The organism is Parapedobacter indicus (genome assembly GCF_900113765.1).
Taxonomy (GTDB): domain Bacteria; phylum Bacteroidota; class Bacteroidia; order Sphingobacteriales; family Sphingobacteriaceae; genus Parapedobacter; species Parapedobacter indicus.
On sequence record NZ_FOQO01000015.1, the window covers coordinates 47,562 to 66,233 of the forward strand.

General features: G+C 46.7%; 23 protein-coding genes. 16 read left to right on the top strand and 7 right to left on the bottom strand.

Annotated features, from left to right (window positions below; translation table 11 throughout):
* Positions 1-27: 27 nt before the first annotated feature.
* On the bottom strand, positions 28-279 hold the full coding sequence (locus tag BMZ56_RS23775; protein WP_090632217.1) for a hypothetical protein: 252 nt from the start codon (positions 277-279) through the stop codon (positions 28-30).
* 254 nt (positions 280-533) lie between these two features.
* Between BMZ56_RS23775 and BMZ56_RS23780 the strand changes: the two genes are divergently transcribed.
* From BMZ56_RS23780 to BMZ56_RS23795, 4 genes are all read left to right on the top strand, one after another.
* Complete coding sequence (locus BMZ56_RS23780; protein WP_090631944.1) at positions 534-1,301, top strand: mechanosensitive ion channel family protein; 768 nt, start codon at positions 534-536, stop codon at positions 1,299-1,301.
* Between the two features lie 109 nt (positions 1,302-1,410).
* The gene (locus tag BMZ56_RS23785) at positions 1,411-2,034 is read left to right on the top strand and encodes a hypothetical protein (protein WP_090631947.1); all 624 of its coding nucleotides are present in this window, start codon (positions 1,411-1,413) and stop codon (positions 2,032-2,034) included.
* Positions 2,009-2,671, top strand: coding sequence for a hypothetical protein (locus tag BMZ56_RS23790; RefSeq protein ID WP_245893381.1), 663 nt, complete (start codon positions 2,009-2,011; stop codon positions 2,669-2,671). Before BMZ56_RS23785 ends, BMZ56_RS23790 begins: the two co-directional genes overlap by 26 nt.
* Positions 2,668-3,270: a DUF4142 domain-containing protein gene (locus tag BMZ56_RS23795; RefSeq protein WP_090631950.1), complete on the top strand. Its 603-nt coding sequence runs from the start codon at positions 2,668-2,670 to the stop codon at positions 3,268-3,270. The genes BMZ56_RS23790 and BMZ56_RS23795 overlap by 4 nt, the downstream gene beginning before the upstream one ends.
* 83 nt (positions 3,271-3,353) lie before the next feature.
* On the opposite strand, the gene BMZ56_RS23800 is transcribed toward BMZ56_RS23795, so the two are convergent.
* Positions 3,354-4,586: a glycosyltransferase family 4 protein gene (locus tag BMZ56_RS23800; protein ID WP_090631954.1), complete on the bottom strand. Its 1,233-nt coding sequence runs from the start codon at positions 4,584-4,586 to the stop codon at positions 3,354-3,356.
* Positions 4,587-4,813: 227 nt separating this feature from the next.
* Here BMZ56_RS23800 and BMZ56_RS23805 point away from each other — a divergent pair, with 227 nt between their 5' ends.
* The 3 genes from BMZ56_RS23805 to BMZ56_RS23815 all read left to right on the top strand — a co-directional run bounded on the left by BMZ56_RS23805 (position 4,814) and on the right by BMZ56_RS23815 (position 6,406).
* On the top strand, positions 4,814-5,353 hold the full coding sequence (locus BMZ56_RS23805; protein ID WP_090631955.1) for an RNA polymerase sigma factor: 540 nt from the start codon (positions 4,814-4,816) through the stop codon (positions 5,351-5,353).
* Entirely contained in the window at positions 5,334-5,603 is a 270-nt protein-coding gene (locus BMZ56_RS23810) for a hypothetical protein (protein WP_090631957.1), read from the top strand. Before BMZ56_RS23805 ends, BMZ56_RS23810 begins: the two co-directional genes overlap by 20 nt.
* A 98-nt stretch (positions 5,604-5,701) precedes the next feature.
* Positions 5,702-6,406, top strand: a complete 705-nt coding sequence (locus tag BMZ56_RS23815) for an ATP-dependent Clp protease proteolytic subunit (RefSeq protein ID WP_090631959.1) — start codon at positions 5,702-5,704, stop codon at positions 6,404-6,406.
* A 234-nt stretch (positions 6,407-6,640) separates the two neighbouring features.
* Here the strand turns inward: BMZ56_RS23815 and BMZ56_RS23820 are convergent, their stop codons facing one another.
* Positions 6,641-7,015, bottom strand: a complete 375-nt coding sequence (locus BMZ56_RS23820; protein ID WP_090631962.1) for a helix-turn-helix domain-containing protein — start codon at positions 7,013-7,015, stop codon at positions 6,641-6,643.
* Between the two features lie 81 nt (positions 7,016-7,096).
* Between BMZ56_RS23820 and BMZ56_RS23825 the strand changes: the two genes are divergently transcribed.
* The 6 genes from BMZ56_RS23825 to BMZ56_RS23845 all read left to right on the top strand — a co-directional run bounded on the left by BMZ56_RS23825 (position 7,097) and on the right by BMZ56_RS23845 (position 10,749).
* Positions 7,097-7,285 (top strand): hypothetical protein, encoded by a 189-nt coding sequence (locus tag BMZ56_RS23825; protein WP_090631964.1) that lies wholly within the window; start codon positions 7,097-7,099, stop codon positions 7,283-7,285.
* A gap of 14 nt (positions 7,286-7,299) precedes the next feature.
* On the top strand, positions 7,300-8,118 hold the full coding sequence (locus BMZ56_RS23830; RefSeq protein ID WP_090631966.1) for a sigma factor-like helix-turn-helix DNA-binding protein: 819 nt from the start codon (positions 7,300-7,302) through the stop codon (positions 8,116-8,118).
* Positions 8,119-8,120: 2 nt separating this feature from the next.
* The gene (locus BMZ56_RS25895) at positions 8,121-8,573 is read left to right on the top strand and encodes a hypothetical protein (protein ID WP_218146656.1); all 453 of its coding nucleotides are present in this window, start codon (positions 8,121-8,123) and stop codon (positions 8,571-8,573) included.
* Positions 8,506-9,213, top strand: coding sequence for a hypothetical protein (locus BMZ56_RS25900; RefSeq protein WP_218146657.1), 708 nt, complete (start codon positions 8,506-8,508; stop codon positions 9,211-9,213). Before BMZ56_RS25895 ends, BMZ56_RS25900 begins: the two co-directional genes overlap by 68 nt.
* 894 nt (positions 9,214-10,107) lie before the next feature.
* On the top strand, positions 10,108-10,332 hold the full coding sequence (locus BMZ56_RS23840; protein ID WP_245893379.1) for a DUF8507 family protein: 225 nt from the start codon (positions 10,108-10,110) through the stop codon (positions 10,330-10,332).
* Between the two features lie 3 nt (positions 10,333-10,335).
* Positions 10,336-10,749 (top strand): putative toxin-antitoxin system toxin component, PIN family, encoded by a 414-nt coding sequence (locus tag BMZ56_RS23845; protein ID WP_090631971.1) that lies wholly within the window; start codon positions 10,336-10,338, stop codon positions 10,747-10,749.
* A gap of 112 nt (positions 10,750-10,861) precedes the next feature.
* On the opposite strand, the gene BMZ56_RS23850 is transcribed toward BMZ56_RS23845, so the two are convergent.
* Positions 10,862-11,077, bottom strand: a complete 216-nt coding sequence (locus tag BMZ56_RS23850; RefSeq protein ID WP_090631973.1) for a hypothetical protein — start codon at positions 11,075-11,077, stop codon at positions 10,862-10,864.
* Between the two features lie 463 nt (positions 11,078-11,540).
* On the opposite strand from BMZ56_RS23850, the gene BMZ56_RS23855 reads away from it, so the two are divergent.
* Positions 11,541-11,750: a hypothetical protein gene (locus BMZ56_RS23855; RefSeq protein WP_090631975.1), complete on the top strand. Its 210-nt coding sequence runs from the start codon at positions 11,541-11,543 to the stop codon at positions 11,748-11,750.
* Between the two features lie 608 nt (positions 11,751-12,358).
* On the opposite strand, the gene BMZ56_RS23860 is transcribed toward BMZ56_RS23855, so the two are convergent.
* Entirely contained in the window at positions 12,359-12,763 is a 405-nt protein-coding gene (locus BMZ56_RS23860; RefSeq protein WP_218146658.1) for a hypothetical protein, read from the bottom strand.
* 73 nt (positions 12,764-12,836) lie between these two features.
* Between BMZ56_RS23860 and BMZ56_RS23865 the strand changes: the two genes are divergently transcribed.
* On the top strand, positions 12,837-13,283 hold the full coding sequence (locus tag BMZ56_RS23865) for a PH domain-containing protein (protein ID WP_143073012.1): 447 nt from the start codon (positions 12,837-12,839) through the stop codon (positions 13,281-13,283).
* Positions 13,284-13,296: 13 nt separating this feature from the next.
* Here BMZ56_RS23865 and BMZ56_RS23870 read toward each other — a convergent pair whose 3' ends face one another.
* Entirely contained in the window at positions 13,297-15,987 is a 2,691-nt protein-coding gene (locus BMZ56_RS23870; protein ID WP_090631980.1) for a TonB-dependent receptor, read from the bottom strand.
* Positions 15,984-16,937, bottom strand: coding sequence for a GLPGLI family protein (locus BMZ56_RS23875; RefSeq protein ID WP_090631983.1), 954 nt, complete (start codon positions 16,935-16,937; stop codon positions 15,984-15,986). The genes BMZ56_RS23870 and BMZ56_RS23875 overlap by 4 nt, the downstream gene beginning before the upstream one ends.
* 183 nt (positions 16,938-17,120) lie before the next feature.
* Here BMZ56_RS23875 and BMZ56_RS23880 point away from each other — a divergent pair, with 183 nt between their 5' ends.
* Positions 17,121-18,662 (top strand): sensor histidine kinase, encoded by a 1,542-nt coding sequence (locus BMZ56_RS23880; RefSeq protein ID WP_090631986.1) that lies wholly within the window; start codon positions 17,121-17,123, stop codon positions 18,660-18,662.
* Positions 18,663-18,672 lie beyond the last annotated feature (10 nt).

Sequence of the window (18,672 nt, forward strand, 5' to 3'; positions counted from 1 at the left end):
TTCTTGGTTTATCCATTAACCTAACGCTTACCTGTCTTGTTGATCATGCCCCTGGGTTTTCACAATTTTATTGTAGGTACCCAATAACAGAAAAGGCGCAGCCCATTGGCCAACGAATAACGCCGTATGTTTGTGACCAGCACACTTCAATGCAAGGGAAACCGCCATTGCTCCCAATGCCGCACAAAGAAAAAGTTTGGAGGGCAATTTGGCGGTTTGTTCTTCGATTGCCTTGGTGGTTTTGCCCTCTTGATGTTGTGGATTCTCTTGTAAAGCCATTATATACTCCTTTCTTTTTGTTTCTGAAAACGATGCATAGAAGATGCCACGTAGGCCAATTGTTCGCATTTGTGCCTAGGAAGGCACTTTCTCCGTTCTGCAAACCATTTGGCGCCGCTGGCTTTCTTCTTTATAAAACAATGTTTTTTAAAATGTGGACAAGATTATGCAGTATTTAGTACAGTGAGGAATATCGTTCGGTAAATAGCCGTGTAGGTAGGCTTTTTGCATCGTTAAACAAAAGCAGACGCCATATGGAAATCGAAAAATTTTATGCCCGGTTTGTGGATTGGGTAGTTCATCAGGCGCCACGGGTGTTACTGGGCATCCTGATTTTGCTATTGGGAATGTGGCTCATCAGGCAATTGACCCGTTGGATAAAGCGGAAGATTGATCAGAAAAATTGGGATCCTACCTTAGAAGTCTTTCTTTCAAATCTGATTGTCCTAGCACTGCGCATCTTGCTCATTTTGCTTGTTATCCAAGTGATGGGATTGCAAATGACCTTGTTTGCGGCCTTGGTTGGAGCGTTCGGTGTGGCTGCCGGATTGGCTTTATCGGGTACGTTGCAGAATTTTGCCAGCGGTGTATTGATTCTTATGCTCAAACCTTTCCGGGTGGGCGACCAGATATCCACACAGGGGCAAGAAGGGGAGGTGCGATCCATTCAATTGTTTTTTACCGTAATCCTTACACGGGACTACCGGACGGTCATCGTACCTAATAGCAAGCTATCCAATGAGGTTATTGTCAACATGAGTCAAGCGGGCAAACGACGACTGGATTTAGAATTAAAAGTAACGTATGACGTAGATTTCGAGCACGCGAAACGTATATTAACAGATACCCTCAATCAAACCAGCGATCTGTTTGTAAATGCGGATTATTTGATTGGTATCGGTTTGTTAGAACCGGATGGCTATAGAATAACCATTTCCGTCTGGGTGGATGAGGAAGGGTATCCGGATACTCGGCTGGCCGTGCAGGAAAAATTGCTCAACGCAGTCAAAACATTAAGATAAAAGTAAGGTGTTTTTTTAAACAATAAAAATCAAAAATGCAGACAGTTTGTATAAAATAAGTAAGAAGGTAATAAGATAATAAGGTAACGAATAAAAAAAGGAGTGAACTATGATACCCGATACGAAAAAGCCACCGATGATTCCGCTTGACGTGGAAGAAACCGACGAAACAAGAGAGCCTACCGGAGAAGACCTGCGGTACAATGAAGAAGAAAATAGCTTCGAGCTGGATCCCGAAACTTCCGATACCGAATACGAGCATCCTGAACCTTATAATACCGCTGCTCCGGAAGGCGAAGACGACAACTCTACCTATGACGAAGAAAATCAGTATACACCGGATGAATACCGCGACAAGCGGTCGGCTTTGGAAGGGGAACTCGCCGAACTGGATGACGAAGTCACAGACGATGAACTTGCCGAACTGGATGAAGCGGACCGAAAGCTTGCAGAGACACCTGAGGACGACCGTGGTGATTTGGATGAAGAAGGGTATCCGGTAAAGGATGATGCTGGGGGAGCACATAATCCAATAATTGACGATCTTGAAGGCGATCCGGACGAGGATGACGATGAACCCGACGAAGGGCAGGTGCCACCATTTGAAGACCCTAGGCGCGATGACGATGAACCGATTTGGGAAGGTCCGGACGATGTTCCGGAGGTAGACGAGCGCGATCCGTTGGGAGACAAGCAGATTCAATCAGATGACCCAACAGAAACAACCGGATAAGATGAAACAGGATAGCAAGACGCGATCTTCGCCGGATATTCCCCCACAGCATACGGGAAAACAGCTTGACCTGGATGCACAGGCGGTATTGCCCAATGAAGAAGACGCGCGCATTTTTTTCGAGTTGGCAAAGCGTCGTCTATTAGACATCAATCATTGGTATGAAATAGCAGAAATACCTGTGTCAACTTTTGTGCTGACCGATGCTTATGGAGGTGAAGCGGTGAAATCCCAGCCCGTAGAGGGAGATAAAATACGGATCGATATACCCGGCCCCGGACCTTCGGCAGGAGATGGGTATGACTGGGTTGTTGTTGAAGATGTAACGGAAGTTTCGGATGAATTATGCTCCCTTACCCTACGGCCTACCAATAACCCGTTGAAGTTGAACGAGGAAACGGCCCATTTTTTTAAAGATACAGCAACGTCCACGCTTATTGTGGAACGAAAAGGGCGGAAGGTGACCGCTCGTTATCACGGGCGAAATGAAGTGGTAAATACCGATACGGATTCCATAGTTGACAACACGAGAAATGCGGCGGTAGGTTTAGGAGCAAAACTAGGACTTTCTTACCCGCAATGGAAGAGTCTGGTAGCGGGTTTGATAAGCGAACATATCAAAACTGAAATATCATGAAAACACTACAAATTTTTACGGTAATGATTCTCTTCGCGGTATGTGGAGCGGCATGTAACAATACCAATCGACGAACTGCGGATGACAGTGTCGAACAAGCACAGGGCGTGAATGACACGACGGCGATGGTAAACGAGAAAGACGGAGACTTCGCTGTGAAAGCTGCGGATGCAGGCCTGGCCGAAGTGGAATTAGGTAAGTTGGCACAAGAAAAGGCGACCGACCCACGGGTCAAGGATTTTGCCCAAATGATGGTGAATGATCACCAAAAAGCCAATGATGAGTTGATGACCATTGCCACGCGACATAATATCACCCTGCCCCCGGTGATTAGCAAAGACCAAGCGGATAAACAACGCAAACTCAGGGAGAAATCCGGTGCTGAATTTGATAAGGAATACATTGATATGATGGTCAAAGACCACAATAAGGTAGTGTCCTTGTTTGAAGACGCTTCCTCTGATGCACAAAATGCCGATTTAAAAGCCTTCGCTTCTAAGACGCTTCCCATATTGAAGAAGCATCACGAGGATGCAACGGCGATACGTGATTCCATAAGCCCGATGGATACTACAACCATACAACGGGTGTTGCCTTAGTATTTTAAGGTAGTTAATTTACGAACGAAGCCCGCAGACGGAAGTTTACGGGCTTTTCCTCTATCTCATCTCTGTTACTCATTTCAAACGCTTGTTTTCCAGGTAAGCGTGCGACTAAAGGACGAAGTTACTTGCATAAGTGCTTGTTCGGGAAGCGAGGGCTTCTCTTCTGTTTTAATGTGCGTTTTAAAGAGCTGGGCATATTGCTTGCCAATTTTTGGCCAACGTAGCGATAGTCCATATTTATAAGCATTTCGTTTGAGGCTTTTCAACTCTGCGGGATTGCTCAACAGTTCATTGATAATAGATGAAAGCTGTTGATCGTTGTTGAAGTCAAACAGCTTTCCCCGATTGTTTTTGAGTAACTCGGCTGCATGCCAATAGGGGGTAGAAACAACAGCCGCACCGGCACCAATCGCATACGACAGCGTGCCGCTGGTAATCTGAGCTTCATTGGGATAAGGAGTGATGTACAGGTCGCATGCCGATAAATAGGAATGGAGCTTTCTTTCGTGTACGAATTCGGAGATAAAGATAAGGTGATCCGCAACACCTAGTTTTTCGGCCAATTGCATTAAACTGGTTCGGTAATCTTCCCCGAAGCTCCGCAGAATACCGGGATGGGTTTTTCCCAGGATAACGTATCGCACATCGGGATGCCGCTTGCATATGGCCGGAAGGGATTTAATGGTGGTCTCCAGTCCCTTACTGGGCCCGATCAGTCCGAAAGTAAGCAAGATTTTTTCGGCTGGCAAACCAAGATTTGTCTTGAGAGTAACCGCGTCCGGTTTGTCGAAGTCAGGCACCCCATGAGGTATGGCTTTGATTTTATTTGTCGATATGTCGTAAACGGCACGTAGCAATTGGACTGCTTTTTTGGTCATCACAACCACCGCCGCCGCACGGTCCGCAAGCCGTTTCACAATAGAAAGCTGAATTGGATTAGGCTGCGCTAATACAGTATGGAATATAACTGTGTAAGGGACTTTCAGCAATCGGGTTAACCCAAGTAGGTAAACGCCATTGCGGCCACCATATATGCCAAATTCATGTTGGATGCAACACATATCGACTCCGTTGCTGTTAATAAATGCTGCCGCCGACTGATAGTCGGACAACCGTTCCTGACTGATCACGAATTTTACGCTGTCGTCATATGCATATTGGCGTTTGTCATCCGAGTCATTCAACGCCACTATAAAGCTGCCATGTTCGGAAAAAGAGATGTGTTGATCCACCGCGTGTACTAAATTTTCGTTAAACGTGGCCAAACCGCACTCCCTAGGCTGGCAGGTAGAAATATAAGCTATCCTCATCAGTTAAATATTACAGTATAAAGTTTAATCACAAGCGGTCGCTGCACTGCAAGGCTTGGATAGTTGCTTGGCGTTTCTGCCTTGCAATGACCGCTGTTACGTACTAACAGTATATTGCTTCGATTTGTTTTGACGGATATAGACGGATAGAAAAATATGATAAATAAATGATAGGTTTGGGTGATAGTTAGGTGTCGGATGACACATTATATTAAAAGGAGTATACCATGGAAAAAACTATAATGGCAATTTATCAGCACGTTTTTCCTTCCGTAGCGCGTTATGTGTCTAAACGTGGCGGTACATTCGAGGAAGCTAAAGATGTGTTTCATGAAGCTTTATTGGTCTATTATGAAAAAATGTACGAGGGGCGGCTCAACTTACAGCAAAACGAGGAAGCCTATATCTTTGGTATTGTGCGGCACTTGTGGACCAAGCGATACGTGGAAAACCAGCGGTTCGCGTCACTGGATCAATTGATGGCGGGATTCGACAGCGAAGATTCGGCAGGAAATTGGGAGGATGGTGATTCACTCACTGATACACTGTCCGATAAACGTATTCTCCGATTATTGCAGGCTGCGGGGCGGAAGTGCATGGAAGTACTCACGGCATTTTACTACGAGAAGCTGGATATGCAGGAATTGGCACACCGGTTTGGATTTTCGGGAACCCGTTCGGCTACGGTGCAGAAATTTAAATGCTTGCAGAAGGTAAAACAGGTGGTTAAAGAAAAATCGTTGCAGTATGAAGACTTCGTTGGATAAATTGCAGCTTATGGAAGATTGTCTGCTAGGGCAGGCTTCCGGCGAACAGCGCCTGTTTTTCGAAGCTAACTTGCTTTTGGATCCAATACTTCGGGAAGAGGCCCACTGGCAGTGTAAGACTTACCATGTCGTCCGTGACTATGGTCGCCAGCAACTGCGGAGTGAATTGGAGCAGGTGCATCAAGTACTTTTCACAGCTTCACAGCACCATAAGTTCCGCGATTGGGTGCTGGGATTCTTCCGGAAGTAATCACAGAAATTTCGCTGGGAAATAAGCATTTGACATGCCCTAACGCGGGTATGCCGGGAGCGCTGTGCTTAATCTTTGAACAATTAATAGTTACAAATATGAATATCAATAGTAATGAATTCCGGCGGTATGCCGTAAAACATCATGGCATTAACGGCATGTATGTGGACCAATATCTTTCTCGTCTACCGGCTTATACGTTTCCAACGGCGATGACACCTTACATTACCGAAGAGCGACAGCTCAACGTGGCCCAAATGGATGTTTTTTCGCGTCTCATGGTAGACCGCATCATTTTTCTTGGTGAACCGGTAGACGACCGTGTGGCCAACATTATCCAAGCCCAGTTACTATTCCTGCAATCGGCCGATCCGAAGAAAGACATCCAGTTGTATGTCAACTCGCCGGGCGGCTCGGTTTATGCCGGACTGGGTATCTACGACACCATGCAGTACATCGGGCCGGATGTGGCGACCATCTGCACGGGTATTGCTCTATCCATGGCGGCAGTGTTGCTGTGTGCGGGAGCCAAAGGGAAGCGTGCCGCTTTGCCCCATGCCCGCGTAATGATTCACCAGACGTCCGGCGGCATGCAGGGCACGGCCGCCGATATGGACATCAGCATCCGGCAAACGCTGAAGATTCAGCAGGAGCTTTACCGGATCATTGCCGCCCACAGCGGGCAGGATTTCGAACGGGTGGATAAACTATCGGACCGCGACCACTGGATGACCGCTCAGGAAGCCAAGGAATTCGGCATGGTGGATGAGGTGCTTGAGCGGGGCGAACATTCAGACAGTTAAGCTACCAACTAGGGACTTTCTTCCCACTTGGTTCTACCCATGTTCTGCCGTGTCGCGTGCTGGGTTTGAGGATTATCCGTTCGCCATCCGGGATTTACACGGATAGCGCACGGATAATCCCCGTATAGCGCACGGATAATGACCGAAAAAAGTAGGGAGTTAATCAGAAGAATGGCTACAGTTTGTCTTGTCCTTGTCTTGCCCTGAAATGGCTAACCTGTATAGCTAGTGGTTTTATCGTTTGGATTTAGAGCCAGCCTCGATTTTTTCTTCCAGTGTTTTGATGTACTTTTCCTGTATTTCGATGAGTTTTTGGAGCGATTCCAGGGTGAGATCTGCGTTTGGAGGCGTGCGTTGATACGGGACACCCGGATCGGCGGCTACCGCATATTGAGAAGAAGAAATCGATTCTAGATCTTTTTCCACCAAGTCTTTCAGGTCTGTGTGAAATAAATTCACAATCCTTACCAGCACATCAAGTTTCGGAATGGACCCCCGTTCGTAGGAGGCTACATTGTCGCGCGACACTTCTAATACTTTCGCAAGGTCGGACTGACCCAGTTTCCGCTTCTCCCGCAGGAATTTTATATTTTTTGAAAAATAGTTCATTGTGAGAATAAATCACAAATTATTTGTAAATATGAAAAATATTCACAAACTTTGCTTTCGTATTCACAAAAGTAATAAAAAATGAAGAAAGCGAGGTATCCTGAAAATTTGCCATTGAAGCTTGAAATTGTAAAATCCCGGCGTACCATCAAAGAGATTGCCGAGAAAATCGGCGTAAGCCGCGAGGTACTGACCAATACCGTGAACGGACACTATAAAGGTGTCGAAGTGATCAAGAAACTAAAGTCTGAACTAAACATTACCGATTGATTAAAATTCTACACATGCACACATCGACCTACCGAACAAGAAAGAATATCGAGCGTTTTTTCCAATCCTATAAAGCGGGTGATGAAGCTGGGCTGAATTATTTCTATCATGCCTATTACGGTCGCTACGCGTGGCGGGCTGAGCGATTTGTCAAAGATGATGTTGTGGCGCACGCCATGGCACAGGAGGCGTTTCTCCGGCTGTGGCTTATGCGGGATATCATCCGCGATGTAGACCACCTGCACGAATTTCTCGGCTTGCAGCTTCGCGAATCGGGCAAAGCCTACTATGGTAAAACCACCGATCGTTTCCACCGGAGCATGTTGAGGCTGGATGGCATCGAGGATTTCCAGGAATTCATGCTGGGCTATGAAATGGAGGAGGAGCAGGAGGAGGATGTCGTCTACCTCGAACAGTTGGAAATGGAAAAACAACGACAACTGGAGAAGATCAATGGCTTGTTGCCTAACCTGACCGACCAGCAGCAACTATTCATCCGGCTATGCCTGCGGTATGGATTCAATTACGAACGCATCGCCTACCACCTCGGCGGTATCTCAGACTATGAGGTTGCGCAACGCGTGGAGCAATGCATCACCAACCTGAAAGCCGCACTCTCGGATACGACCAAGCTGGACCGCGCCACCCGGACGAAGCCGCTCGTTACCGAAGGCATGCTCACCGAAGAGCAGGCGCAGGTGCTGGCGATGCGTTATGACCTGCAGTATTCCTTCGAGGAAATTGCCGAGGCCCTGCAATTGGACGATGCCAAAGTGAAATCGCTGTTTGTACAAGCGCATACTGTTATTAAAAAGGGGAAGCAATCGGCCTGACCATGGAAAAGAAGACCATCATCCTGACGCGGAAAATACAGGTGTACGTTGACTGCGACGATAAAGCGCAGAAAGACGCGTACTACAAGCAACTGTATGAATGGCAGCTTTTAGCCTTTCAGGCGGCCAATCTGATCTTTACCAACCTGTATGTGCAGGATCGGGTGAAAGACCTGATTTACTTCACCGACGAGGTGAAGGTGAAGCTGGCCGACCGTGCCAAGGATGCCGAGGGCATTTTGAATACCTCGCGGATGAATACCACCTACCGCGTGCTATCCAGCAAGCTGCTGGGCAAGATGCCCTCGGAAATCTTTTCCAATTTGAATAATTCGCTGACGAGCGTCTACAATACCGAGCGCAGCGTACTGGAAAGGGGAGAAGTCATTGCGGAATTACAAACGCAACATTCCGCTGCCCTTTTCGGGCAAGTCGTTGAAGTTCGTGGCGGATGAAAAGCACCGCGAGTTCCGGTTCACGTTGTTCAAAATCCCGTTCAAGACGTATCTTGGTAAGGATAAGACGGATAAACGGGTGCTGATCCAGCGGAATGTAGCGGGTACGCTGAAACTCTGTGCAAGTTCCCTGAAAATCGATAAGGGTAAGCTGTACCTGCTGGCGGCCTTTGAGATGGAGCGCGACGAGCACCCGCTGAAAGACACGGTAATCGCTGAGGCTTCGCTTTCCATCGAACATCCCATCGTGGTGAAGGTAGGGAAGGGGCAGTTCCAAATCGGCAACAAGGAGGAATTCCTGCACCGTCGGCTGGCCATACAGGCCGCGAGGCACCGCTTGCAGCGGGGTTCGACCTACAACCGCCCAGGCAAGGGCCGCCAGCGTAAGTTGAAAAGCCTGGACGATTGGGATGCGAAAGAAAAACGGTATGTCGATAACCGGCTGCATTTGTATAGTAGGCGGCTGATTGACCTGTGCGTGAAGTCGGAGGCAGGTACGCTGCTATTGGTCAACCAGCAGCAGAAGGAAGAAGTGGCCAAGGAAGAGGAGTTCCTGCTCCGCAACTGGAGTTATTACGGATTGAAGGAAAAGATTGCCTACAAGGCGAAGAAGGCGGGGATTAATGTGATAGAGGAGTAGCTAATTTTAGCTGTTAGCTGTTAGTAATTAGTTATTAGGTTGTCGCAGCAAGCTAAAAACTAACTACTAAAAGCTAAGGACTAAGAAATGTTCTTTGAAAATCTTAGAGGCTGCTTGTACAGCCGCAGGGTGAGGTCAGGTTGACACTCACTGAATACTTTATTTTTTGCGAATTTGCTTTTTTGCGAATTTGCCGTAGTGGTGGAAGCCAATTTGAAAGGTATATACAACTCTTCAACTAAATATCTATTTCTTTCTCGGGGTATTACAGACCCCACTTTGAAAGGTATATCCAACTTGTGCAAATCAACGACAACATTTGCCAATAGGTATTACAGACCCCACTTTGAAAGGTATATCTAACGACAACATCGCTACTCCGTAAGCGGGTAGGTGTTGTTGACCCTAATTTGAAAGGTATATACAACGATAAACGATATGGCTATAGATCACTGTTTGTTGTCGATGACCCCAATTTGAAAGGTATATACAACTCGCTTAGATACTTTGAAATCTTTCTATTGAATGTTACTGATCTCAATTTGAAAGATATTGTTGTGGCTTTTAGCCGTTAGCTGATTTCTGAAAGCTGATAGCCGATACGCCCCCAATTCTTGAAAGGTATATACAACTACCTGTCAGCGCAAAGACCACAAAGGTAGAGTGTTAAAGACCCGAATTAAATGTATGTACAATTATGCGCTGTATTGGGGCCAGTGTATTCAAGGCGTTACAGATCCTATTCGAAAGTTATTTACAACCTGAGAAGCTTCAATTTTGTGCTAACATCGGTGTTATAGACCCAAATTTGAAAGGTATATTATAACGCGAGGCCATAGACTTCGTTTGAAGTTTGCTTTATTTTGGTTATTTTTGTTAAAAACAATAGGAGAGATGTCTATGGAATTGGCTGGGAAACTGACGAATGTACAAATAGAATTGCTTAAATTGTTTAAGTACGACCTCCCTGAAAAGCAATTGAAGGAAGTGAGAAATCTATTGGCTGCTTATTTTGCTGGAGCGGCTGCTGATGAAATGGATAGGCTTTGGGACGAAAACGGGTGGGACAACGACACGATGAAGCAGTGGGCAGATGAACACCTAAGAAAAAAGCACTGACCTATGGTCGTCGTGTTTGATACCAATGTCCTTTTGGTCTCTATTGCCAGAAAATCAATCTACCGTCCAATCTTCGATGCGCTTTTGATAGGGAAGTTCAGCTTGGTAATCAGCAACGAGATAATGAGCGAGTATGTTGAAATTATTGAACAGCGCTCTAACGCGATGGTGGCTAATAATATTGCCGAGATGCTGTTGAGTTTGGAGAATTTGCAGAAAGTGGAGATTTTTTATGATTGGAGGTTGATAAACAATGATCCCGATGATGATAAGTTTGTCAATGCTGCTATGGTTGGAAAAGCGGATTACATTGTCTCCAATGACAAGCATTTTAAGGTGTTGGAATCTATTGAATTTCCAAAAGTCCAAGTCTTGGATATCGATACATTCTTAGAGATGGTTCTAACATGGAGTTAATGTTTAAGAGCAAAGTTGGAATTTTTCGGTCTGGACTTTTTTTGAGACATGTTCACTGTAATACTCAACCGCCTGTTCAACCTGTTTGCCGGCTTCAGGAGTGATGAGGACACTATAGCCCATATTTCCCTTTTAGGCTTTCGTATAAATCCATTGCTGGGAGGCAATCCTCAATAGGAACATCGTTTTGTCGTAAAAGAAAGTTCTTTTGTTCTTCGGTTAGTTGAAATTCACGCTCTTTAGCTTCATAGGTGGCACCTATAAGTTCCAGCACCTCAAGAAAAAAAGAGGTTTTATCTTCGGGAACCGATAGGTTGAACGTTGTCATAATTCAAAGATAATAAAATTCGCTCAGATTTGGCAAGTATCCAATGTACTCTTTGAAATCTTAGAGGCTGTATACAGCCGCAGGGTGAGGTCAGGTTGGCATCACTGAATACTTTTTATACAACAGAGCCTCGATTGGAAAAATCAAGGGTTTGTTCTGTGCTTTAAGATGCTACAATGCGGTCGGTTCTGAAAAAACTTTTTCGCTGTTACAGACCTATACAACCGATGGATGCTTTTTCTAAATCTTCATCAGAGTGTTACAAACTCCAATTTGAAAGGTGTATGCAACCTCTGAACCCAAGAAACTCGAAAGTAAACGGGTGTTAAAAACCCCAATTTGAAAGGTATATACAACATTTATTCAATTATCAAATCTACAGAATATGGTGTTACAAACTCCAATTTGAAAGGTATTTTGAAAAGAGATATTCATCGGTATCTTTGTTTTAAACGTGACTCGCATGACACAGGTGACCCTACATATTGACAGCAAAAAAAAGTGGGCAGCCATAAAGACCATTTTGGAAGCTATGGATATTGCTTACGATGCACAGGAGCCTGTGAAGGAAGTCAGTGAAAAAGAACAGATGTTGCTACAGCGGGCGGAAGCAGACGTTGCTGAGGGGCGACTGCACAAGTTTAAATCCCATCGTGAAATATTAGGTAGTTAGTTAAGAAAACCGAATATACCGAAACCTACAAAGAAACCTTATCAGCCGTAGTTTCGATAATCGAACGCGATTGGGGCGACCGATATGTGGATCGATTTCTGAATCAACTTGACGATGTGGTTGAAAAAATCCAGACTTACCCTTATCTGTTTCAGGCTATACCTATAAACTCGAGATACAAAAGGTGCGTTATTTCCAAATAAACGTCCTTAGTTTACGATGTTACCGACTCGAAAATTATACTCCTGTATTTATTTGATAGTCGCCAAGAACCATTATGGGATTAGGTGTCGTTAAGCTTTCGTATTCGAAATTTTAGAGGCTGCTTGTACAGCCGTAGGGTGAGGTCACGTTGACACTCACTGAATACTTTTTTATTTGCACCAAGAGTCTTGACTGCGAAAACAATAAGGTACATGTAATGTAAATTGGTTTTCTTCCTTGGATAAAATATCGTTGCCGATTCCAATTTGAAAGGTATATACAACTGTTCTAGGTGCTACCTTCGGTAGTAGCTGGGTGTTAGTAACCCCAATTTGAAGGGAGTGGAATATCGGGGTTACAGCAACACATTTTGTAAGCTGGCCCTTCGGAATTAACCAACTAGCTTACGGGCGCATCTCAATGATGCTGTCCACAACGAACACACTGAAGCCACGCCAGGGAATCGCATGTTTGTATTCCCGGTAATGCAGGTCAAATGTCTTGCCGCTATTGAGCATCAACACATTGGCGATACTGTCATTTTCTACGGAGAATTCGAATTCATTGGATTGGATAGTACCGGTAGAAGCTGATCTTAGCCCCACCTGTATCAGTTTTCCTTCATAAGTCTTGAAGATGTTGCCTTTTTTGACCACATAATTCAGCTGGCCGGATTTGACCCCTTCGCCGAATACATAGTAGTAATTCCACCAAATCATCCCTGCGGCGATAACAAGCAGGGCGATTCCGGCGATCGTAAGGTAATTTCGAAAGGACTTCCATCTTGGGGCGATTTGTTCACGTGCCATGGTGTTCGAATGATTATGATGAACCTGATAGGCAAATGTAGGGAAAAATGTACCAGTTTGTTTATCTTTGGGTGTGGACCGGAAACTTTTCAAAAGCCGTAAAGATTTGCTGTTGGGGATCGTGATTTGGGTGCCACTGCTCGCGTTGCTGGTTACGGTTGTCACAGAGTTATTCAACACGAATCAGGCTTGGAATGGTCGGGTTTTTGGCTTGTTGGTGATGTCGGTGACCATTGGTTTTATCGGTTGGATGTGGTTTGGTACACATTATACGATTGATCATTCGTTTGTTTACTACCGGAGTGGTCCTTTTCGTGGAAAGATCGCCGTGTCGTCTATCCGGGAGGTGGTCATCGGTGAAACGATGTGGTCGGGGTTTAGACCCGCAACCGCCCGCAGAGGATTGATTTTGAAATATAATCGGTATGATGAGATTTATTTCTCGCCGGATAGCAACGTTGCGTTCGTCGGAGCCTTGCAAAAAGTGAATCCGGAAATACGGATTACCGAAGTAAAATAATAAGCCGTTACCCTTATAAATTGAACGTCAGCTTCAATACCGCCATCCGGCCGCGCAGGTCATACACACTATATCCCGCTTGATTGGCCGAAAGGCTGTAGGTTTCGTATTCCGTAATGTTTGCCAGATTCGTCAGATCGAGTTCAATATCCGCATTCCACTTATCCAATTGATACCGCACATTGGCATCGACAAAAAAGTAGCGGATGTCTGCTAGCTGTGCCTGGCTGGTGTGTTGATGGCGGCCGCTGAGCCGCAGGAAGGTGTGGGCAAAGGGTGAATACAGAAGACTCATGGATTGGTCATATCGCCGGATCTGCCTATCAGGTATGTTGCCAACCCCACCGTCGGCCAGCTTGCTGGTTGTCCAAGTGCCTGTGGCTTTGTAATTCGGGCTGATGCGATCCCACAACCGGGCCTCGAAATCGGGCGTGATGCTGAACGATACATTGTCATACGGCAGGAGTTTGCCATTCACAAATTGGTTGAAGCGCGTGGTGCCCCATGTCGTTTTTAAACCAGCCGTTGCGCCCAAGGCAAACAGGTATTTGCTGATGCCTGCGCTGGCATTGAAACTGCTTACCTCGTTTTCGAAAGGAAGCAGCACGATGCTCGAAAGATCATCGGTGAGCACGCGGGAGGCAATCGTATTGGCGTTGGCATGGGTATAGCTGATGCCTGCATTGACGAATAACATGGAAATATTGCGCTGCAGGTTGTAGTTCAACGATAGGTTGTGTGACCGTTGTTCCGGCAAAACCGTGCCGTTTGTTTGCAAGCTACGGTAGTTGGTAAGGATGGCACCTTGGTAAAGGTCGCTTATATCGCCCAACTGGTTGTTGAAGCTGTAGTTGAAAGATAGGTAATCCTCCGGGGTAGTCAGGTATTTTGCGCGGAACATAGGTGTGAACAACAACCATTTGTTAGTTTCGTCAAGCTGGAAACCGGGATCTTCGTAGGTGATGTGCTGCCATGTGAACGGAAGTGAAAGCAGGGTTTCCCAGTTGCCTTCCTGAAGTTCATAGGTAGCAGTAAACTGGGCATGGTGCCGCTGCCAATCCAGGTAGTTGTCTGTACTGCCTGAATAAGCAAGCTGTTCGCCCGAAGGTTGTGTCAGGCGAAGCTGCGAGCGAAGTTGTTGCCACTCATTGAGCATGCTGAGTCGATATCCTTGCATGATCCGCCCGTTGGGAATCCGGTAGCCGACGGCCAGCGTGTTGAACCACGATGGAATGGCAGTATACTGATATATTCCCTCGTATGGCTGTCCGTCATTGAGGGCATCGGCGTTGATGCCCGGCAGGATGTCCAGTGTTTGCGGACGGTTGAAATGGCCCACGTACCAATTGGTGCTTAGGATGTTTCCATTGCGAAGGGACGGTACGTACTCCAGCTGGTTGGAAAAGTCGCGCACGCGACTGCTGAGCTGCTGATCCATATCACGGGCGTTGCTGGTCAGTGCGGCATTGCCTGTTTCGCCCGAGTAACCGATTTTAAGCGCATTGTTGAGGTAATAGGTATCTTTATTGACCTGTGCGTTGAGCGACACATCGATCAGGAATGGACTCCGGTCAATTTGTTGGATCTCGCTGTACCGAATCGTATCGCCAGTGAGATAGCTATCATTGGCGCTGTAATAATTCAGGTTGTTGTTGTCCAGCAACAGTCCGACGTTGGCTTTCAGTTGCAGCCCATTATCCAGGTTTACGAGGTTGTTGGCGTTCAACGAACCTGAACGGTTCTGATAATACCGGCTAGTAGGCAGCGGGGGGGTGCCTACGGTACCGGATGAGAGCAATTCAGCCGGTTTCGCATATCCCATATCGGCCAACCGGCCGGTGCGGTTGAAGGCGGTGAAATCGGTCGCGAGGTCGGTACCAACGTTGTTGGCTTTGCCAACATTCAGCATTTTATAGGCTTTGTTGAACAAAATGGTGTTCAGTTCGCCGTCATACTGTCCGGGAAGTCCCCCGCCGAGTTTCGCCTGGCCCGTAAGGGCCAGCCCAGCCTCATCTTTGATGGTAAGGTTGAGCGCAACGTTTTCACTGAGGGTTTTCCCCTGGAGGACTTTCAGCGGCTGGTGGTTTTGCATAATCTCCACATCCTTAACCATGGCATGGGGGATGGTTTTCGTGCCAATGGCATATTTGTCGTCCAGTAGGTCATCTCCGTCTACATAAAAGTTGGAGATCGCTTTGCCATTGTATTTGATCTGGCCGTTTTCTTCGACTTCTACACCGGGCATCCGTTTCAGCACGTCGCCGATGGTACGATCTTCGGGTTTGGTGAACGAAGAGACATCATAACTTAACGTGTCGCCCCGCAAACTGACCTTTGGACGGCTCTTGACCACTACTTCGGCAAGGTCGATGGCCTCCGCTTCCATGGGTATTTCATAGCGTTCCCGGTCGGCGATCAGCGGTATGGATACCTTCTTATAACCCAGGTGGTTAATTTCTACGCGGAGCCCGATGATCTCAGCCGTGTCAGGCCATGTCAGCAAAAACGTGCCTTGGCTGTCGCTCGCGTTAAACGCCAGCACCCGCTGCTGTTGGTTTTTGATCATTACGCTGGCATGGGCCACCGGTTTGCCGTCTGCGGTTTTTAGTGTGCCCCGGATCTCGCGGTTCTGTGCTAAAACGGCAACGGACGAAAATGACAGGAATAGGAGTAAGAATACGTTCCTGATGTTACCGGATTTCATCGTGTTCCGCGATTGTTGTCCACCAATTCCAGTGGGTTGTTTGGTTTTTTGATTTTTCCTTCTCGCATAGCCATTTCGCGCATCGCAGTGAATTCTTCGGGCGACAGTTCCCGCCCGCTTTGGTCTTTCAGGACGATCTTTCGCTGTACATTTGCACCCGCCGGTACATTGTGGCCGCGCAGTGCATTTCCCATCGGATTTTTATCAAATGCAGCTTTCGCTTTCGCATATTCTTTGGCCGTAGTGGGTATTGCGTCTTGGGGAAGTGCAAGCACGGTGCCCGTTGGGGGTTCCTTGTCGAAACCAGCATAATGGAATGCCACTTCTTTTTTGCTGTCTTCCGCTTCGAGGATGAGCCCCGGTAATCCCCGTAGTTTCCACGGACCGTAGGGAAACGGCAGTTCAGTGGTGAACCAAGCGATATAATCGCGGCCACCGATGCTACCGGTTGCCTGTTGACACTGGTATCCACCGATCTCCCTTACTTCTGTGCCGATTTTCCAGTCGATCTGGGGGTATGCCTGTTCAATGATATACGTGGTCATACCCAACCTGTTTACCGTAGCAAGCCTGTTTTCTTTGGGAAATAGGTAAAGAACTTCATGGGAAATGTTGGGCGCATTGACGAAAAGCCGGGGTTGATTGCGGCCGTTCGGGGCGCCTGCTTTTTTAGCATCGCCCGGTTGCTTTTCCGCCATGTCCTTTTTCATTTTCGCCAGGGTAGTGGCAAGGGAGAAGCTGTTGTACAGGGTAACATCTTTGCCGATATAAAGCATCATATCCTCCCGGTGGGGATTGTCGCGGAAATTGGTATCGTCAATATGTACAAACTGGTACTTGACGTGGGCCAGCGCGACATCGCTCTCCTGCGCCGTCGAGGAGAACGAATGGCCGAAGATCGAGCTTCCTGCCAGGATCGCAGCCACTGAAATTTTTCTTATAGCCATCATGTTAACTTTTTAATGGAACTTTCGAAGACAAAAGTAGGCGGGCCGGAGAGCTAAACGTCGTTTTTAGTGTTAAGCAATGTTAAGGAAGGGATCGAGTGTTAAATACTGTTAACGTTTGTTAAGCGGTGTTATATTTGGGAGTCTGCTATGTGCAAAACCTGTCAGGTTTTATAGCTTTGTACTATGATGGCGCGACGTATTCGGCTTATTGCAATCATGGTATCCTGTTCATTGGCGGGGATTCTGCTATTGCAGGGGTATTGGCTGTATAATTCCTACCGGCTTTCCACGCAGCAGTTCGAAAAAGAAGTGCTCAACGTATTGAAGCGGCTTGAACACGGACACGCGTTAGCAGAGATCGAAAGCATGGGATTTTTTGCCGATAGCACGGGTAAGAACGATACCGCAAGGTTGGCGAGGATGGTGGATTTTCTGTTGACAGGGCCACACTTGCCGCCAATCAAACCAACTCATGAGCTTCCCAAAGACCGACGAATCATTACCGAATCAAAAATGATGGTTGCAATGCTGGCGGATTCTTTGAATATCACCCAGCACGGTAAAGCGGATAGCTTGATGAAAATCAGAAAGCGGGTAGGCGATACGAAGTTTATGGATGTGGGGGCCGGCAAACAGGTGTTTACGGTTAATACCAACTATGATTATACGAAAAGTGAGTTTGCGGGATTCAGCAGCCTCCTTGCGCAAGAGATCGATTCGTTGCTGCAAGAGGCAGGAATCGGTTCTACCTATGCTTTTAAGCTGAGCAACTTCAACGGCGGTGGCGATACTTATGTCTCTGACCGCAAGGTTTTTAACGGGCAATTACGGAAAGCCGATAGAAACGCAAAGATCGGCGTGGCGAAACCCTATCGATTAACCCTGGCCATCGCAAATGATATGAGCTATATCCTGAAAAACATGCTTTGGGTGCTTATGGCTTCATTGGCAATCGTTGGAATTACCGCTTGGGCTTATGTGGTCATGCTACGTACCATTTTCCAGCAGAAAAGGCTATCCGATGTCAAAACGGATTTTATCAACAACATGACGCATGAATTCAAAACACCCATCGCCACGGTGTCATTGGCCGTGGAGGCGCTTCAGCATTTCGACGTGATGAATAAGCCGGAGCAGACAAGGGAATACCTCGACATTTGCCGAAATGAATTGAACCGTATCTCAGTGATGGTGGAAAAAGTATTGAAGATGGCTGCATTTGAGCGGCTTGATATTAAATTGTCATTACAGAAGACAGACATCGGTAAAATGGTGGCAGATGTGGTGGAAAACATGCGGCCACAATGGGAAAAAAGGGAGGCCAAAGTAAACATTAACACCGAGGGTGGTGTGGAGGCTAACGTAGACCGCACCCACATGGCCAACGTAGTGTATAACTTGATTGATAACAGCTTGAAATATACCGATAAAATACCGGAAATCGAAATTTTCTGTGGAATTACGGATAGCCGTCAGGTACGATTGACGGTCAGGGATAACGGAGTAGGTATCCCATCTACCTATCTGGTACGGATATTTGAGAATTTTTTTCGCGTGCCTACGGGCAATATTCATAATGCCAAGGGTTTTGGTTTGGGCTTGGGGTATGTGGCAACCATCGTCAAAAAGCATCGCGGCAATATAGATGTAAAAAGCACCGTTGGGACGGGAAGCACATTTACCATTGTTTTGCCAACGGATGGGTTTTTACAGGGAACCAATTGATTAATCATGC

Coding starts and splice junctions, on each gene's coding strand:
- BMZ56_RS23850 (WP_090631973.1), bottom strand. CDS start 11,077: ATGACAACGTTCAACCTATCGGTTCCCGAAGATAAAACCTCTTTTTTT.
- BMZ56_RS23800 (WP_090631954.1), bottom strand. CDS start 4,586: ATGAGGATAGCTTATATTTCTACCTGCCAGCCTAGGGAGTGCGGTTTG.
- BMZ56_RS23780 (WP_090631944.1), top strand. CDS start 534: ATGGAAATCGAAAAATTTTATGCCCGGTTTGTGGATTGGGTAGTTCAT.
- BMZ56_RS23790 (WP_245893381.1), top strand. CDS start 2,009: ATGACCCAACAGAAACAACCGGATAAGATGAAACAGGATAGCAAGACG.
- BMZ56_RS23840 (WP_245893379.1), top strand. CDS start 10,108: ATGTCTATGGAATTGGCTGGGAAACTGACGAATGTACAAATAGAATTG.
- BMZ56_RS23825 (WP_090631964.1), top strand. CDS start 7,097: ATGAAGAAAGCGAGGTATCCTGAAAATTTGCCATTGAAGCTTGAAATT.
- BMZ56_RS23875 (WP_090631983.1), bottom strand. CDS start 16,937: ATGATGGCTATAAGAAAAATTTCAGTGGCTGCGATCCTGGCAGGAAGC.
- BMZ56_RS23775 (WP_090632217.1), bottom strand. CDS start 279: ATGGCTTTACAAGAGAATCCACAACATCAAGAGGGCAAAACCACCAAG.
- BMZ56_RS23860 (WP_218146658.1), bottom strand. CDS start 12,763: ATGGCACGTGAACAAATCGCCCCAAGATGGAAGTCCTTTCGAAATTAC.
- BMZ56_RS23805 (WP_090631955.1), top strand. CDS start 4,814: ATGGAAAAAACTATAATGGCAATTTATCAGCACGTTTTTCCTTCCGTA.
- BMZ56_RS23795 (WP_090631950.1), top strand. CDS start 2,668: ATGAAAACACTACAAATTTTTACGGTAATGATTCTCTTCGCGGTATGT.
- BMZ56_RS23880 (WP_090631986.1), top strand. CDS start 17,121: ATGATGGCGCGACGTATTCGGCTTATTGCAATCATGGTATCCTGTTCA.
- BMZ56_RS23810 (WP_090631957.1), top strand. CDS start 5,334: ATGAAGACTTCGTTGGATAAATTGCAGCTTATGGAAGATTGTCTGCTA.
- BMZ56_RS23785 (WP_090631947.1), top strand. CDS start 1,411: ATGATACCCGATACGAAAAAGCCACCGATGATTCCGCTTGACGTGGAA.
- BMZ56_RS23815 (WP_090631959.1), top strand. CDS start 5,702: ATGAATATCAATAGTAATGAATTCCGGCGGTATGCCGTAAAACATCAT.
- BMZ56_RS25895 (WP_218146656.1), top strand. CDS start 8,121: ATGGAAAAGAAGACCATCATCCTGACGCGGAAAATACAGGTGTACGTT.
- BMZ56_RS23870 (WP_090631980.1), bottom strand. CDS start 15,987: ATGAAATCCGGTAACATCAGGAACGTATTCTTACTCCTATTCCTGTCA.
- BMZ56_RS23855 (WP_090631975.1), top strand. CDS start 11,541: ATGACACAGGTGACCCTACATATTGACAGCAAAAAAAAGTGGGCAGCC.
- BMZ56_RS23845 (WP_090631971.1), top strand. CDS start 10,336: ATGGTCGTCGTGTTTGATACCAATGTCCTTTTGGTCTCTATTGCCAGA.
- BMZ56_RS23820 (WP_090631962.1), bottom strand. CDS start 7,015: ATGAACTATTTTTCAAAAAATATAAAATTCCTGCGGGAGAAGCGGAAA.
- BMZ56_RS23830 (WP_090631966.1), top strand. CDS start 7,300: ATGCACACATCGACCTACCGAACAAGAAAGAATATCGAGCGTTTTTTC.